At 64.7% G+C, this 15,125-nt stretch carries 11 protein-coding genes; 6 read left to right on the top strand and 5 right to left on the bottom strand.

Annotation, left to right across the window (positions count from 1 at the left end; genetic code table 11):
* Nucleotides 1-8 precede the first annotated feature (8 nt).
* A complete protein-coding gene (gene cueR / locus ACK2VC_RS00765) occupies nucleotides 9-404 on the top strand; it encodes a Cu(I)-responsive transcriptional regulator (protein ID WP_486733282.1) in 396 nt (131 codons plus the stop codon).
* A 121-nt stretch (nucleotides 405-525) separates the two neighbouring features.
* Here cueR and purL read toward each other — a convergent pair whose 3' ends face one another.
* From purL to ACK2VC_RS00745, 4 genes are all read right to left on the bottom strand, one after another.
* Nucleotides 526-4,530, bottom strand: a complete 4,005-nt coding sequence (gene purL, locus ACK2VC_RS00760; RefSeq protein ID WP_486731696.1) for a phosphoribosylformylglycinamidine synthase — start codon at nucleotides 4,528-4,530, stop codon at nucleotides 526-528.
* A gap of 94 nt (nucleotides 4,531-4,624) precedes the next feature.
* A complete protein-coding gene (locus tag ACK2VC_RS00755; protein ID WP_486731695.1) occupies nucleotides 4,625-6,313 on the bottom strand; it encodes an ArnT family glycosyltransferase in 1,689 nt (562 codons plus the stop codon).
* A gap of 109 nt (nucleotides 6,314-6,422) precedes the next feature.
* Entirely contained in the window at nucleotides 6,423-7,619 is a 1,197-nt protein-coding gene (locus ACK2VC_RS00750; RefSeq protein ID WP_486731694.1) for an AI-2E family transporter, read from the bottom strand.
* Between the two features lie 140 nt (nucleotides 7,620-7,759).
* Nucleotides 7,760-8,080, bottom strand: a complete 321-nt coding sequence (locus tag ACK2VC_RS00745) for a BON domain-containing protein (RefSeq protein WP_486733280.1) — start codon at nucleotides 8,078-8,080, stop codon at nucleotides 7,760-7,762.
* Between the two features lie 323 nt (nucleotides 8,081-8,403).
* Here ACK2VC_RS00745 and ACK2VC_RS00740 point away from each other — a divergent pair, with 323 nt between their 5' ends.
* The 3 genes from ACK2VC_RS00740 (at nucleotide 8,404) to ACK2VC_RS00730 (ending at nucleotide 12,540) form a co-directional block, all read left to right on the top strand.
* Nucleotides 8,404-9,672 carry a D-amino acid dehydrogenase gene (locus ACK2VC_RS00740; protein WP_486731693.1) on the top strand — a complete coding sequence of 423 codons (1,269 nt, stop codon included), beginning with the start codon at nucleotides 8,404-8,406 and terminating at the stop codon, nucleotides 9,670-9,672.
* Nucleotides 9,665-10,798 (top strand): NAD(P)/FAD-dependent oxidoreductase, encoded by a 1,134-nt coding sequence (locus tag ACK2VC_RS00735; protein WP_486731692.1) that lies wholly within the window; start codon nucleotides 9,665-9,667, stop codon nucleotides 10,796-10,798. Before ACK2VC_RS00740 ends, ACK2VC_RS00735 begins: the two co-directional genes overlap by 8 nt.
* A 227-nt stretch (nucleotides 10,799-11,025) precedes the next feature.
* On the top strand, nucleotides 11,026-12,540 hold the full coding sequence (locus tag ACK2VC_RS00730) for an NAD(P)H-hydrate dehydratase (RefSeq protein ID WP_486731691.1): 1,515 nt from the start codon (nucleotides 11,026-11,028) through the stop codon (nucleotides 12,538-12,540).
* 108 nt (nucleotides 12,541-12,648) lie between these two features.
* On the opposite strand, the gene ACK2VC_RS00725 is transcribed toward ACK2VC_RS00730, so the two are convergent.
* On the bottom strand, nucleotides 12,649-13,347 hold the full coding sequence (locus ACK2VC_RS00725; RefSeq protein WP_486731690.1) for an ABC transporter ATP-binding protein: 699 nt from the start codon (nucleotides 13,345-13,347) through the stop codon (nucleotides 12,649-12,651).
* Here ACK2VC_RS00725 and ACK2VC_RS00720 point away from each other — a divergent pair.
* Nucleotides 13,346-13,996, top strand: coding sequence for an arylesterase (locus ACK2VC_RS00720; RefSeq protein WP_486731689.1), 651 nt, complete (start codon nucleotides 13,346-13,348; stop codon nucleotides 13,994-13,996). The two genes, ACK2VC_RS00725 and ACK2VC_RS00720, sit on opposite strands and share 2 nt — an antisense overlap.
* Before the next feature lie 4 nt (nucleotides 13,997-14,000).
* The gene (mnmH, locus tag ACK2VC_RS00715; protein WP_486731688.1) at nucleotides 14,001-15,065 is read left to right on the top strand and encodes a tRNA 2-selenouridine(34) synthase MnmH; all 1,065 of its coding nucleotides are present in this window, start codon (nucleotides 14,001-14,003) and stop codon (nucleotides 15,063-15,065) included.
* Nucleotides 15,066-15,125: the final 60 nt, after the last annotated feature.

Here is a 15,125-nt window from a genome sequence, read left to right as displayed (position 1 = left end):
ATACCAGCATGAATATCGGCCAGGCGGCGGATGCTTCCGGCGTCACCGCGAAAATGATCCGCTACTACGAAAGCATCGGCCTGATCGCATCGGCCAACCGCAGCGATGCCGGCTACCGCAAGTACGGCGACAAGGAAGTCCAGATCCTGCGCTTCATCAAGCGCTCGCGCGATCTCGGCTTTTCGCTGGAACGCATCAAGACGCTGCTCGGCCTGTGGGATGACCGCTCGCGCCAGAGTGCCGACGTCAAACAGTTGGCGCGGCAATACATCCAGGAGCTGGACCGAGACATCGCCAAGTTGCAGTCGATCCGCGACCAGTTGCAGCACCTGACCGACTGCTGCCACGGCGACAGCCGGCCGGACTGCCCGATCATCGACGATCTGGCGCAAAGCATGTCCTGAGCTCCGGCGCCGCTCCTGCTCAAAATCGAATGGGTATATTAAAAACTTCGCCAGATCGTGGCGGGAATCAAGCCTCTATATAAGGAGTATATGATTCCGGCGGCACCCTGCAAGCGATCCGTCAGCCAACCCACTTGCGGGCATTGCGGAACATCCGCATCCACGGCGAATCCTCGCCCCACTCTTTCGGATGCCAGGAATTCTGCACCGTGCGGAACACCCGTTCGGCGTGCGGCATCAGGACCGTGAAGCGGCCATCCGCCGTCGTCACCGAAGTGATGCCCTGCGGCGAGCCATTCGGGTTGTACGGATAGGTTTCGCTGATCTGGCCGCGGTTGTCGACGAAGCGCATCGCCACCAGCGCTTCACCGATGTCGCCGGTTTGCGAGAAATCGGCATAGCCCTCGCCGTGCGCGATCGCGATCGCGCTTTGCGTGCCGGCCATGCCGTCGAAGAAGATCGATGGTGAATCCGTCACCTCGACCATCGAGAAGCGCGCCTCGAAGCGCTCCGACTTGTTGCGCGTGAATTTCGGCCAGGCTTGCGCGCCGGGAATGATCGATTTCAGGTTGCTCATCATCTGGCAGCCGTTGCACACGCCGAGCGCGAAGGTGTCGCCGCGACGGAAGAAGCCGGCGAACTGCTCGGTCAGCGCGGCGTTGAACAGGATGGTCTTGGCCCAGCCCTCGCCCGCGCCCAGCACGTCGCCGTACGAGAAGCCGCCGACCGCGATCAAGCCCTTGAACTGGTCGAGCCGGGCGCGGCCGGCGATCAGGTCGCTCATGTGCACATCGACCGCCTCGAAACCCGAGCGGTGCATCACATACGCGGTTTCGACATGCGAATTGACGCCCTGCTCGCGCAGGATCGCCACCCGCGGCCGGGCGCCGCCGGCGATAAACGGCGCGGCAACGTCTTGCTGCGGATCGAAGGAGAGCTTCGGCGTGATGCCGGGATCGGCCGCGTCCAGGATGCGCTCGTACTCGGCGTCGGCATGCTCCGGGTTGTCGCGCAGGCGCGCGATTTGCCAACTGGTGCTGCTCCACAGGCGCTGCAGGTCGGTGCGCGGCTGATGGTAGATGACGCGGCCGTCGCGCGTGAACTCGATCTGGTCGCGCGCGTTCGGCTTGCCGATGATGTGGCTGTGCGCGCCCAGATCGAAGCTGCGCAGCACGTTCATCACGTCCGAGCGCTGTTCCATCCGCACCTGGATCACCGCCCCCAGCTCTTCGGAAAACAAGGCGCGCAGGCTCATTTCCTCGCGCCGGGCGCCGATCTGTGTTGCCCAGTTCTTGGCGTCGCCCCAGTCCTCGGTGTCCGACATGGCCAGGATGTCCAGGTGCACCGAGACGCCGCAGCGGCCGGCGAACGCCATCTCGCACAGCGTGACGAACAGCCCGCCGTCGGAGCGGTCGTGGTAGGCCAGCAGCTTGCCGTCGGCGTTCAGGCGCTGGATCGCGGCGAAGAAATTCTTCAGGTCTTGCGGATGATCCAGATCCGGCGCGTCATTGCCGATCTGGCCGCTGACCTGCGCTGCCGCCGAAGCGCCCAGGCGGTTCCTGCCGCGCCCGAGGTCGATCAGGATCAGCGAGGTTTCGCCGGCATCGGTTTGCAACTGCGGAGTCAGCGTGCGCCGCACGTCGGTGACCGGCGCGAAGGCCGAGACGATCAGCGATACCGGCGCCTGCACCGCCTTGTCAGCGCCGTCCTCGTTCCAGGTGGTGCGCATCGACAGCGAATCCTTGCCGACCGGAATGCTGATGCCGAGCGCCGGACACAACTCCATGCCGACCGCTTGCACGGTGTCGAACAGGGCCGCATCCTGCCCCGGCTGGCCGCAGGCCGCCATCCAGTTGGCCGACAGCTTGACCGCCGACAGATCGGCGATCGGCGCCGCCGCGATGTTGGTCAGCGCCTCGCCCACCGCCATCCGGCCCGAGGCGGCGGCGTCGATCACCGCCAGCGGCGTGCGCTCGCCCATCGCCATCGCCTCGCCCAGATAGCCGGAAAAACTCATCGTCGTCACCGCGCAATCGGCCACCGGCACCTGCCACGGCCCCACCATCTGGTCGCGCACCGACATGCCGCCGACGGTACGATCGCCGATCGTGACCAGGAAGGATTTGTCGCCCACCGTCGGCAGGCGCAGTATGCGCCGCGACAGCCGTACCAGGCCCAGATCGCCCAACTGCAACGACGGCAGGTCGCTGGCCACACGTGTCACGTCGCGCTGCATCTTCGGCGGCTTGCCCAGCAACACCTCCATCGGCATGTCGACCGGAGCATTGCCATGCTGCGGATCGACCAGCTTCAGTTGCCGCTCCTCGGTGGCGGTGCCGACCACCGCGAACGGGCAGCGCTCGCGCTGGCACAGATACTCGAACAGCGGCAGGCTGTCCGGCGCGATCGCCAGCACGTAACGCTCCTGCGACTCGTTGCTCCAGATTTCCTTGGGCGCCATGCCGCTCTCTTCCAGCGGGATCTTGCGCAAGTCGAAAATGGCGCCCCGTTTGGCGTCGTTGGTGATTTCCGGGAAGGCGTTCGACAGCCCGCCGGCGCCGACGTCGTGGATCGACAGGATCGGGTTTTCCGTGCCCATCGCCCAGCAGGCGTTGATCACTTCCTGCGCGCGCCGCTCCATTTCCGGATTGCCGCGCTGCACCGAATCGAAATCGAGGTCGGCGGTATTGCTGCCGGTCGCCATCGACGACGCCGCGCTGCCGCCCATGCCGATGCGCATGCCGGGGCCGCCCAGTTGCAGCAGCAGGCTGCCGACCGGCAGATCGTGCTTCTTCGTGTGCCGGTCGGAGATATTGCCGATGCCGCCGGCGATCATGATCGGCTTGTGATAGCCGTACACGGTGCCGCCGACGTTCTGCTCATAGGTGCGGAAATAGCCGCCCAGGTTGGGGCGGCCGAATTCGTTGTTGAAGGCGGCGCCGCCGATCGGCCCTTCGATCATGATCTGCAATGGCGACGCGATGCGTTCCGGCTTGCCGTAAGGGCCGGCGGCCTCGCCCTGCGCGCCGGCGCGAGTGACGTCGGCGGCGTTTTCCCACGGCTGCAACGCATCCGGCAACATCAGGTTGGAAACGGTGAATCCGGTCAGCCCGGCCTTCGGCCTGGCGCCGCGTCCGGTCGCGCCCTCGTCGCGGATTTCGCCGCCGGCGCCGGTGGAGGCGCCCGGGAACGGCGAGATCGCGGTCGGGTGGTTATGCGTTTCGACCTTCATCAGGATGTGCGTCAGTTCTTCCGTCGCCTGGTACGCATTGCCTTGCGCCGCGCCGCGCGGATAGAAGCGCTCGACGCTGGCGCCTTCGATCACCGACGAGTTGTCGCTGTAGGCGACGATGGTGCCCTTCGGCTGCAACTGGTGGGTGTTCCTGATCATCGCGAACAGCGACTTGTCCTGCTGCTCGCCGTCGATGATCCAGTCGGCGTTGAAAATCTTGTGGCGGCAGTGTTCGCTGTTGGCCTGGGCGAACATCATCAGCTCGACGTCGGTCGGATTGCGTTCGGCGCGCCGGAATGCCTCGGTCAGATAATCGATTTCGTCGTCCGACAGCGCCAACCCGAGGCTGCGGTTGGCCTGCTCCAGCGCCGCCTTGCCGCCGCCCAGCAGATCGATCAAGGCCAGCGGCTTGGCGTCCAGGTGCTGGAACAGGCCGGCTGCCTGCTGCGGATCGCGCAGCACTGTCTCGGTCATGCGGTCGTGCAGCAAGCTCGCAGCCGCCGTCAGCTCGGCCTCGGACAGCTTCTTGGCACCGCCCAGCAGGCCGGGTTTCAGTTGAAAGTAATACACTACGCCGCGCTCGATGCGCCGGATGGCGCCCATGCCGCAGTTGTGGGCGATGTCGGTGGCCTTGCTGGCCCACGGTGAAATGGTGCCGAAACGCGGGATCACCGCCAGTTGCTCGCCCTCCTCGCTGCCGGCGAACGGTTCGCCATATTCGAGCAAGGCGCGCAGCCGTGCCACATCGTCGTCGGACGGCGTCGCCGCGGCATCGATGAAGTGATAAAAGCGCGCCGTTACGCCGACTATGGCGGGCGCCACGGCTTGCAATCGGGACAACAGGGAACTCGTGCGGAAAGTGGAAAGAGCGTTGGAGCCCGGCAAAATCAGCATGGTGGCAGGAGAAATGATGCAGCGCGGCTGCGGGTGAAATGATGGCGCGATTATACCGCGACGCACCATGCTGCCGCCCGACCGGCGCCACGCTTCAGTTCAGGAACACCGTGCTATCGCCGACTCGCCGATGGGCGACGAATTGCGCGAAATAAGCGCTGGTGCCGAACTCCTGCAGATGCCGGTCCAGCACCACCACGGCGACGCGCTGCTGCGACAGAATTTGGGTGAACTGGGCCGACGACAGCATGACCGGATTGCCGAGGCGCAGACGATTACCCCAGAACAGGTCGGCACTGACGCTATCGATCACCGGAACCGCTTGCTTCAGGTAAAACGGCAGCGAGGACAATTCCTCGAAACTGCGGTACAGATAGACTTGGCGCCCCGCCTGTTGCTGCAGATACTGGGCCAGCGGGCGGGCCGACACCTGCGGCTCCAGCGGCACGATGGCAACTGCCAGCGCCGCCGTGATCAGCGCCGGCAGCGCCAGGTAGGACAGGATACCGATTCGGAAAGAACGCCAGGCGAGCAGCGCCGCGGCCAGCGCCAGCAGGGCCAGCGACGCGAGTCCGAGCACGGTGAATTGCTGCTGGCCGAGGCCGAGAAACAAGAGCGGGTGCTGCGCCGCCGGTTCCACCTCATGCGTGGCGAATGCCAGGGCGAGTGCCGCGGCGCCGATGCCGATCAGCACGCCCGGCAAGGCGCGCAACCGGGGCCGCAGGAAGTCGCGTTCTTCCAGGGCCAACGCCAGATGCAGTGCGGCGAACGGCATCACTGTCACCAGGTAGTAATTGGCCTTGGCGCTGGAAATCGAAAAAAAGGCCAGCGGCAAGAGCCACGCTAGCAGCAGAAAGCGCGGCAGCGCCGGCGCGACGGAGGTCCCCATCCTGCGTGTCAACAGCGCCGGCAGCAGAAACGACCACGGGAATAAATAGATCACCATGCGCGGCAGGTAATACCACCAGGGGCCGGCATAATAATCATGCGGCTCGCGCTGGCCGAGGAAGCGCAACACATGCTCATTGACGAAATAAAACCAGGCGAATGCCGGTTCGACCAGGCTGGCCGCCAGATGCCAGGGTGCAGCGATGATGAAAAACACCGCCAGCGCGCGCCATTCGAACCATTTGGCGCAGCCGCGCACGAATTCGCGCGGCGACCGGGCGCTACAGAAGTCGAACGCGAGCGCCACCAGCCCAAACAGGATCAGCGCGACAAAACCCTTGGCCAGCAGCGCCAGCGCCAGCAAGGCGTAGGCGGCCCGCAGCCGGCGCGGCTGACCTTCCATCAGAGACTGATACGCCAGCATCAGCGCCGCCGCCAGCAGCGCGGTCAGCAGCATGTCGAACATCAGCGCGCGCGACATCGCGAAGACGCCCAAGCCGGTGGCGAACATCAGCGCCGCCAGCCGGCCCGCCTGCGGCCGCCGGACGGTCTTGCCGAACCAGAGCAGCAGCGCCACGCAGGCCAGCGACGACAGCGCTGGCACCAGGCGCGCGCTCCATTCCGATTCTCCGAACAGCAGAAACGACAGCGCGGTCAGCCAATACAGGAGCGGCGGCTTTTCCATGTATGGCAAGCCGTTCAGGTGCGGGATGATCCATCCGCGCCAATCGCCGGCAGCGATCATCTCGCGCGGAATTTCCGCGTACAGGCCTTCGTTGTTGTTCAACAGGCCGTAGCTGCCAAGGCCAATCAGCACCGACGCCAGCGCAACGGCCCATACCAGCCAGAGCGGAATCAAAAACGGGGAAGAGGCAGGAGAGCGGGCGGCTGGCATTCGGGGTAGGGACGCGCAGGTGGCGCAGGGAAATTTTGCTGCGCATTTTCGCACGAGAACAGCAGTTTCCAAATTCCTGCCTGGTGTCCCGCACACGCCGGCGACCGCTCTACTGCCCCAGAAACTCCGCCAGCGGCTGCATGCCCTCTATATGTTCGGAGACGACCTTGAAGATGAAGATCAGCGGGATACCGAGCAACAGGCCGGAAATTCCCCACAGCCAGCCCCAGAACAGCAAGCCGACAAACACCGCGGCAGCATTCATTTTCGCAATGCGGCCGGTCATCCAGGTGGTGACGAAGGTGCCGACCAAGGTCGCTATGCCAAGCGAAATACCGATCACCAGCAGCAGCATCGAAAATGTCCCGAACTGCATGAAGGCCGCCAGGCCGATGGCGCCGGCGGTTAGCAAGGGCCCGAAATACGGAATCACGTGCAAGAACCCGGCGGCCACCGCCCACGCCCCGGCGTTTTCGACTCCCAGCAGGCGCAGCGCGCCCCACATCAATACGCTCAGCAATCCATTTGTGACCAGCAGCATGAACATGTACTTCTGGACCGAGGCGTTGATGTCATTCAGGAGGTTGACGGTGATTTTTTTCGACGACAGCGATGGCCCGGTCAGCCTGACCAGCTTGCGCTTGAAAATGTCGCCGGAGGCAAGGATGAAAAACACCAGGAAAATCACTACCAAGATCTGCCCCATGAGCGTCAGCGCGCCAACCGAGCCGGCCAACAGCCAGTTGCCGAGACTGAACGGCGGCGCTGGCACAGCAGGCGGCGCCGCCTTGCGCGCGCCGGTTGCCTGGCTGGCGGCGCGCTCGATTTCAGTGGCGGCAGCCTGCATCCGCTCCAGCGTGTCGTTCTTGCCGCCGCGGATCTTGATCAAGGCTTTCGATAATTTTTGCGTGGCCATTGGCAACTGGTCGACGATAGCCTGGAATTCGACGCGCAGCGAATTGACCGCTGCTGCCGCTCCGCCAAGAACGATCGCCATCACCAGCACCACCGCCAGCAAACGCGGCAGCCGGATGCCTTCCAGCCAGACGATCAACGGATTCAGGGTGTAGGCGATCAGTATCCCGAATACCAGCGGGACCAGGAATGCCTGCGCCCACTGCAAGGCGAACACCAGCGCCACCGTGGCCAGAATCGCCAGCGACAGGCCGCGCGCATCGACGTGCACGCGCGGCGCGGCAAGCCCCGGATCGCCCGGAGTGAAGATCGGAAGCTGCTCGGGTGTTTCGGTCTTTTCCACCGCTGGGGAAATCGCGGGCGACGCAGGTTCTCGTTCGGGAATCGGCATGGACGTGTCAGTCGGTGCGGGTGCTGGCCGATCCCGGATGCAGACCGCAATCATGCGCCTGAACGTGATTCAGGCATGGACAACCGAAGTTAGCCATGCCTGAAGGATGCCGACGGCGGCTTGCGGTCATCAATGCAGCCTTACTTCGGTTTGACCGCCATCGCGTTTTTCACCGATTTCACCCCCGCGACCCCGCGCGCAACCTGCACCGCCTTGCCGATGTCGCTCTCGGAGCTGACGAAGCCGCTCAACTGAACCACCCCCTTGAAGGTCTCGACATTGATCTCGGTGGCTTTCAAGGTCGGATCGTTGACGATGGCTGCCTTGACCTTGGCCGTGATCACCGTATCGTCGATATACTCGCCGGTCCCTTCCTTCTGCGGACTGGAAGCGCAGCCCGCGACGGCGAGCAGGCAGAGCGCGAAAAAGAAAGTGCTGAAGCGCTGGGTAAATTTCGTCATCATGTTCTCCTTGGAAAATAGCCGAAGTAATTCGATATCACGCCACTCGTTCGTCTTGCATGGAGGGCGCGGATGCGGAGTTCGATGTCAACAAGCGGCACTTCTTAGCCGTTTGCAACACAAGTTCGATGGGCAACCCCACCTTTGGTTCCTTTTTATTAAAATATTTCAGATTCGGAGTTGTTCCAAAACAAGAGTTGTTGCGCACGCCCCCGGTCGGCGTGCGAATCTGAACTATGGCAGACTCGGGGCTCTTCGGCCTGGGCGCCGGCCGAGCCAATCTCCAGCCTTTTTCGTGGTTTTTTTATTCATGGTGCAAGCAAGTGGCGGAACAACAAATAAAAATACAAAAGCAGGTAGTCGTGGTCGGCGGCGGCGTGATCGGCATCTGCAGCGCCTACTTTCTCGCTGCGGCGGGACATGAAGTGGCGGTGATCGAGCGGCGCGCCAGCGTTGCCGAGGAAGCCAGTTTCGGCAATGCCGGCATCATCGCGCCAGGATATGTGGCGCCATGGGCAAGCCCGGGGATGCCGTCGAGAATCCTGTCGTCCCTGTTCAAGCCGGACGCCTTGAGCTTTCGGCCAGGCGGCAACCGCGCCCTGTGGCGCTGGCTGCGCAAATGCCTGCCGGAGTGCGAGGCGGAGCGTTATCTGCTCAACCGCGAGCGTATGCGGCGCCTGGCTGCCTACAGCCAGCACGTGCTGCATGACTTGCTGGGCCTGCATCAACTGGAGTACGAAAACACCCTCGGCGTACTGCAATTGTTCCGCACTGCCCAGGACTTGGAGTTGAACGCGCCCACGCGCGCCTTGCTCGCGGAACAGGGCATCGCCCACGAACTGCTGGATGGCGCCGCCGCGCGTCGCATGGAGCCGGCGCTGGCACCCGACGCGCCGCTGGCCGGGGCCCTGCACTTGCCGGATGGCGAAGCCGGCAACTGCCCCTTGTTTGCCAAGCAACTGCGGCAGGTCGCGCAATCGATGGGCGTCCAATTCCATTTTCAGGTGGACGTCGATGCCATCGTGCCGCAAGGCGAGCGCATCGGCTTGCGCATCGGCGACGAAGTCCTCGGCGCCGACGCCGTGGTGCTGGCCGCTGGCGCCGACAGCGCGCGATTGCTGCGCCCGCTCAGCATGGAAGTGCCGCTATACCCGGTCAAGGGCTATTCGATCACCGTACCAATCAGGAATTTTGAGGCCGCGCCGCTGGCGGCGGTGCTGGACGAAACCTACCAGGCGGCCATCACGCGCATGGGGAACAGGGTGCGCATCGCCGGCCTGGTCGAGCTCGGTGCCTCTCACCCGGGCGGCGCCGAACGCGCCTTGCGCATGCTGAGCAGGCTGGGCGATGATTGGTTCCCTGGCGCCGCCAGTTATCAGGCGGCCACGCCATGGAGCGGCGTCTATCCGATGCTGCCGGAGGGCGCGCCGCTGCTTGGCGCCACCCGCATCAAGAACCTGTTTCTGAATATCGGCCACGGCGCGGCCGGCTGGGCGATGGCGGCCGGCAGCGGCAAGATCCTGGCTGACCTGATGTCGCACCGGCCGCCCGAGATCGACCTCGATGGCCTGACCCTGGCGCGCTATGGATAAGGTCGATTGCGTGGTGGTCGGCGCCGGCGTGGTCGGGCTGGCGGTGGCACGCGCGCTGGCGTGGGCCGGGCGCGAGGTGCTGGTGCTCGAACGGCAGCCGGGAATCGGTATGGAAACCAGTTCGCGCAATAGCGAGGTGCTGCACGCCGGCCTGTACTATCCGACCAGCAGCCTGAAGGCGCGGCTGTGCCTGGCCGGGCGCGCCGCGCTGGTGCGCTATTGCGCCGAGCGCGGGGTCGCGCACCGGCTGTGCGGCAAGCTGATCGTGGCCACCGCCGAGGCGCAGCACGCCACGCTGCGGCAAATCGAACGGCAGGCGCGCGCCAACGGCTGCAGCGAAGTAACGGCGCTGAGCGCCGACCAGGCCAAGGCTCTGGAGCCGGCCTTGTCGTGCATCGCCGCGCTGCATTCGCCGCTGAGCGGCATCATCGACAGCCACGCCTACATGCTGGCGCTGGAGGGCGATGCCGAGCACGCCGGTGCCCTGTTTGCCTTCAATAGCGAGTTGCTGAACGCGCAGACGAGCTCGGGCGGCATCGTGCTGCGCATCGCCAATCCCGATGCGGAACTGGAGCTGCAGGTGAATTTGCTGCTCAACTGCGCCGGGCTGCAGGCGCCGGCGCTGGCGCGCCGCATCTGCGGCCTTGACTGCAACACGCTGCCAACTGCCTGGTTTGCCAAGGGGAGTTATTTCTCGCTGGCGGGCCCCTCACCCTTTTCCCGTCTGATTTATCCGGTGCCGGAAGCGGGCGGACTGGGCGTGCATCTGACGCTCGACCTCGCGGGCCGCGCCCGTTTCGGGCCCGATGTTGAATGGCTGGATGACACCGCGCAGCCGTTCGACTACGCCGTCGATTTGCGCCGCGCCGCAAAATTCGAAGCGGCGATCCGCGCCTATTGGCCCGACTTGCCGGCCGCCGCCTTGCAGCCGGCCTATGCCGGCATCCGGCCGAAGGTCAGCGGCCCCGGCATGCCGGCCGCTGACTTCCGGTTTGCCGCGCACCGCAATCCGTACTATCTCGGCCTGTACGGCATCGAGTCGCCAGGCCTGACGGCCTCGCTGGCGATCGGCGAACACGTGCTGAAAATCGTCTCCGGCAGTTTGCCGGAATTGCCTTCGCCTTGATCCGCCGGCCAAGGCCGCGCCGGCGCTGGCCATGCTGATGCCATGCGCGCGCTCAAATTGCCGAGTTTGCCTGAGCAGCAAAGCTCGCATCCACTGGCCCTTTCGAATGCGCGCGGCACGATTCGCCGGTGCAATTGCCGATTGAGTAAAAGCGCGATTGGCGCTACGCTAAACTGCTGCTGCCCGATCCTTCCAGCGGCGCGCCTTGCCTCTACCCGCCCCACACCATGAGCGCACTCTATTCCGTCTCCGAAATCCGCACCGTCGAGCAAGCCGCGCTTGCTGGTTTGCCGCCCGGCACCTTGATGCAGCGGGCCGGCCAGGCGGCGGCTGCGCTGGCCCGCACGCTGCTCGCGGATGCCGCCGGCAATTCCAGAATCCTGCTCCTGGCCGGCCCCGGTAATAACGGCGGCGACGCGCTGGAAGCCGCTGCCCGCCTGGCGCGAGCCGGGCTGGAGCCGCATGTGCTGCGCTACGCCGGAGCGCAGGCGCCTTCCGCCGATTGCGCGCTGGCGCTGGCGCATGCAGAAGACAGCGGCGTTCGTTTCATCGAGCCATCGGAGTTGCCGGCGCTGGCGGCCAGCGATTGGGCGCTGGTGATCGACGGCCTGTTCGGTATCGGCTTGGTCCGTCCGCTGGCCGGCGCGCCGGGCGCGGCGGTGAACTACGTGAATACCCTCTCCTGCCCGGTGCTGGCGCTGGATGTGCCAAGTGGATTGAATGCCGATACCGGCAACGTGGTCGGCAAGGATGGCGGCGGCCTGGCGGTCCGGGCCACGCATACGCTCACCTTCATTGGCGACAAGCCGGGACTGCATACCGCCGATGGCCGCGACTATGTCGGACTGGTTCAGGTGGCCGACCTGGGCGTCGAGCGCGCTCTGTTCCCGGTGGCGCAGGCGCGCCTGAATGCGCCGGAATTGTTTGCCAACTGGCTGCGCCCGCGACGGCAGAATTCGCACAAGGGCAACTACGGCGACCTTGCGGTGGTTGGCGGCGCGCACGGCATGTGCGGGGCTCCGCTGCTCGCCGCGCGCGCCGCCCTGCACTGCGGTGCCGGCCGCGTATTCATCGGTTTCCTGGAGCAGGCGGCCGCATTCGATGATGTCCATCCCGAGCTGATGTGCCGGCGCGCTCAGGATCTGGATTTTTCCGCCCTGACGCTGGCGATCGGCCCCGGTCTTGGCGACTCGCGCCTGGCGCACGATGTGCTGGCGCGCGCGCTGGGAGCGAATACGCCGCTGGTGATCGACGCCGACGCGCTGAACCTGATCGCGGCCGAGCCCGGCTTGCAGCAAAAATTGCGGCAGCGCCGCGCCAACGCGCTGCTGACCCCGCATCCGCTGGAAGCGGCCCGCCTATTGGGCGTAACCGCCGGCGCAGTGCAGGCCGACCGGCTCGGCGCGGCGCGCGCGCTGGCACGCCAATTCAACGCCACGGTGGTGCTGAAAGGCTCCGGCAGCGTCATCGCGGAAAGCGGCGGCATGGCCACCATCAACCCGACCGGTAATCCGGCGCTGGCCAGCGCCGGCACCGGGGACGTGCTGTCCGGCGTCTGTGGTGCCTTGCTGGCCCAGGGCTGGCCGCCGGCTCCGGCCGCGTGGGCCGCGGTATGGCTGCATGGAACCGCCGCCGACCAGTTGGTCGCGCAAGGCGTGGGGCCAGTCGGCCTGACCGCGAGCGAACTGATACCGGCAATCCGCGCCAGCCTGAATCAGGCGATCAGGAACTGCGCGAAGTGAGCGAAAAGTAAAAATACAAGGAGTATGGCTAAAAATAAGCCATTTTCCGCCTTATCTATTTACCAGCTAAAAAATGCTCCAGGCAGTATGAAATTCCGGCGAGGAGAATCAAAGTAGCCGGCCAGCCGCCAGCGTAATTGTCCGCTGACAGCGTGCCGCAATCTCCGCTTCATGCGTGACCAGCACCAGGGTCGAGCCGCGTTCCTGGTTCAGGTCAAACATCAGTTGCATCACCGTTTCTCCGGATGCGGCGTCCAGGCTGCCGGTCGGTTCGTCCGCTAGCAACAGCGGCGGTTCGGTGACGAAGGCGCGCGCCAGCGCCACCCGCTGCTGTTCGCCGCCCGACAGGTACTTCGGATAATGCCTGAGGCGGCTGGCGAGGCCGACCCGCTCCAGCATCCCGGTGGCCTTGGCCTGCGCCGCGCGTTCGCCGCGCAATTCCAGCGGCAGCATCACGTTTTCCAGTGCCGTCAGATGCGCCAGCAGCTGGAACGACTGGAACACGAATCCAAGCCGCTGCTTGCGCAACTCGGCGCGGCCATCCTCGTCCAATGCAAAGATATCGATACCGCCGATTTTGACGGTGCCCTCCGACGGCGTATCGAGGCCGGCCAGCAGCCCGAGCAAGGTCGATTTGCCCGAACCGGAGGCGCCGACAATTGCCAGCGTGGCACCAGTCGGCACGGTAAAATCGATGTCCTGCAGGATGGTCAGCGTGCCGCTGGCATCGGCGACGCGCTTGGTGAGATGGCGTACTTCGATAGCAGCAGTTTGTGATGAAAGTTCAGGCGTGGAGAATTCAGGCATGCAGCATCGTCAGGTGAAATGGGTTGGATTGGCAAACGCGTGGCCGGGCGTGCTGCTGCTCCTGCTGGCCCTGTTTTCGGCGAACGCCCATTCTGCATCAAAAACCGTGCTTGTGCTGGGTGACAGCCTGTCGGCCGAATACGGCCTGGCGCGCGCTTCGGGCTGGGTAAGGCTGCTGGAGCAACGCCTGAAGGCGGAGAATATCAATGCCAGCGTGGTCAACGCCAGCATCAGCGGCGAGACCACGAGTGGCGGCCGCACTCGCCTGCCGGCGCTGCTGGCGCAGCATCATCCGCAAATCGTCCTGATCGAACTCGGCGCCAATGATGCCCTGCGCGGCCTGGCGCTGGATGCGACGGAAGCCAATTTGCGCGCGCTGATCTCGCTGGCGCAGAAAGCCGGGGCCAGAACGCTATTGGTTGGTATGCAGATTCCACCCAATTACGGCCGCGCTTACGCCGACGGCTTCGCCACGCTGTATCCCCGCCTGGCCAAGGAAACCCGCTCCGCGCTGGTGCCGTTTTTCCTGCAGGGGATTGCCGATCAGCCGGCCATGTTCCAGGCCGATCGCCTGCATCCGACCGCGCAAGCGCAGCCAGCGTTGCTGGAGAATGTCTGGCCGTACCTGAAACCGCTTTTCCTGAAGTGAATCAATGAAATTTCCCGCCCTGCTGAGCTTTTCTGAAATCCTGCCGCAACTCGATCGTTTCGACAGCATCATCGATACCCGCAGTCCATCCGAATTCGCCGAAGACCATCTGCCCGGCGCGATCAACTGCCCAGTGCTGGACGACGACGGGCGCAAACGGGTCGGCACGCTGTACAAGCAGGTCAATCCGTTCGAAGCGAAAAAGGTCGGCGCCGCCATCGTCGCGCGCAACATCGCGCACCATATCGACACCCAATTCATGGCGCATGGCCGCGACTGGAAGCCGCTGGTCTATTGCTGGCGCGGCGGCAACCGCAGTGGCGCAATGGCGCACATCCTGGCCAGGATCGGCTGGCAGGCGGTGCAACTGGACGGCGGCTACAAGGCTTACCGGCGGCATGTCAACGCGGCGTTGGCGGAACTGCCGGCGCGCTTCAATTTCCGCGTCGTCTGCGGCCCGACCGGCAGCGGCAAGAGCCGCCTGCTGCAGGCGCTGGCGGCGGCCGACGCCCAGGTGCTGGATCTGGAACAGATGGCGGCGCATCGCGGCTCGGTGCTGGGCCGGCTGCCGGACGAACCGCAGCCGACTCAAAAGACATTCGAGAGCCGCATCTGGCAAGCGTTGCGCCAGTTCGACCCGGCACGGGTCGTGTTTGTCGAGTCGGAGAGCAAGAAGGTCGGCGATGTGCGAGTGCCGGACATGCTGATGGAGTGCATGCGCGCCGCACCCTGCATTGCGCTCGAACTGCCGCAAACCTTGCGCGTGCAGTTGCTGATGCAGGATTACGCTCACTTCACGCTCGACCCGAGCCGCCTGAACGCCCAACTCGATTGCCTGACCAGCCTATATGGCCGCGAGAAAATCGCCGGATGGCAAGCTCAGGCGGCCAGCGGCGAGCTGGAGCCGCTGGTGGAAGACCTGCTGGGTAACCATTATGATCCGGCTTATTTGCGTTCCATTCAGCGCAATTTCCAGCAGATCGTCCAGGCGCCGACCATCATCCTGGAAGACATTTCGGAATCCGCTTTCGCCGCGACCGCCCGCCGTTTATGTCTCGCCGAACAATGATCGCCGACGGTAGCCGAAAAAAAACCGCTCGATGAGCGGTTTTTTTTATGCGTCGGTTGC

The organism is Herbaspirillum sp. WTB6 (assembly GCF_057457785.1).
The sequence above is the reverse complement of the archived record's forward strand: the minus strand, read 5'-3'. Positions and strand labels throughout refer to the sequence as shown.

Bases quoted from the DNA above. Each gene is read 5' to 3' on its own strand.
- cueR (WP_486733282.1), top strand. From the start codon at position 9: ATGAATATCGGCCAGGCGGCGGATGCTTCCGGCGTCACCGCGAAAATG.
- purL (WP_486731696.1), bottom strand. From the start codon at position 4,530: ATGCTGATTTTGCCGGGCTCCAACGCTCTTTCCACTTTCCGCACGAGT.
- ACK2VC_RS00755 (WP_486731695.1), bottom strand. From the start codon at position 6,313: ATGCCAGCCGCCCGCTCTCCTGCCTCTTCCCCGTTTTTGATTCCGCTC.
- ACK2VC_RS00750 (WP_486731694.1), bottom strand. From the start codon at position 7,619: ATGCCGATTCCCGAACGAGAACCTGCGTCGCCCGCGATTTCCCCAGCG.
- ACK2VC_RS00745 (WP_486733280.1), bottom strand. From the start codon at position 8,080: ATGACGAAATTTACCCAGCGCTTCAGCACTTTCTTTTTCGCGCTCTGC.
- ACK2VC_RS00735 (WP_486731692.1), top strand. From the start codon at position 9,665: ATGGATAAGGTCGATTGCGTGGTGGTCGGCGCCGGCGTGGTCGGGCTG.
- ACK2VC_RS00730 (WP_486731691.1), top strand. From the start codon at position 11,026: ATGAGCGCACTCTATTCCGTCTCCGAAATCCGCACCGTCGAGCAAGCC.
- ACK2VC_RS00720 (WP_486731689.1), top strand. From the start codon at position 13,346: ATGCAGCATCGTCAGGTGAAATGGGTTGGATTGGCAAACGCGTGGCCG.
- ACK2VC_RS00725 (WP_486731690.1), bottom strand. From the start codon at position 13,347: ATGCCTGAATTCTCCACGCCTGAACTTTCATCACAAACTGCTGCTATC.
- mnmH (WP_486731688.1), top strand. From the start codon at position 14,001: ATGAAATTTCCCGCCCTGCTGAGCTTTTCTGAAATCCTGCCGCAACTC.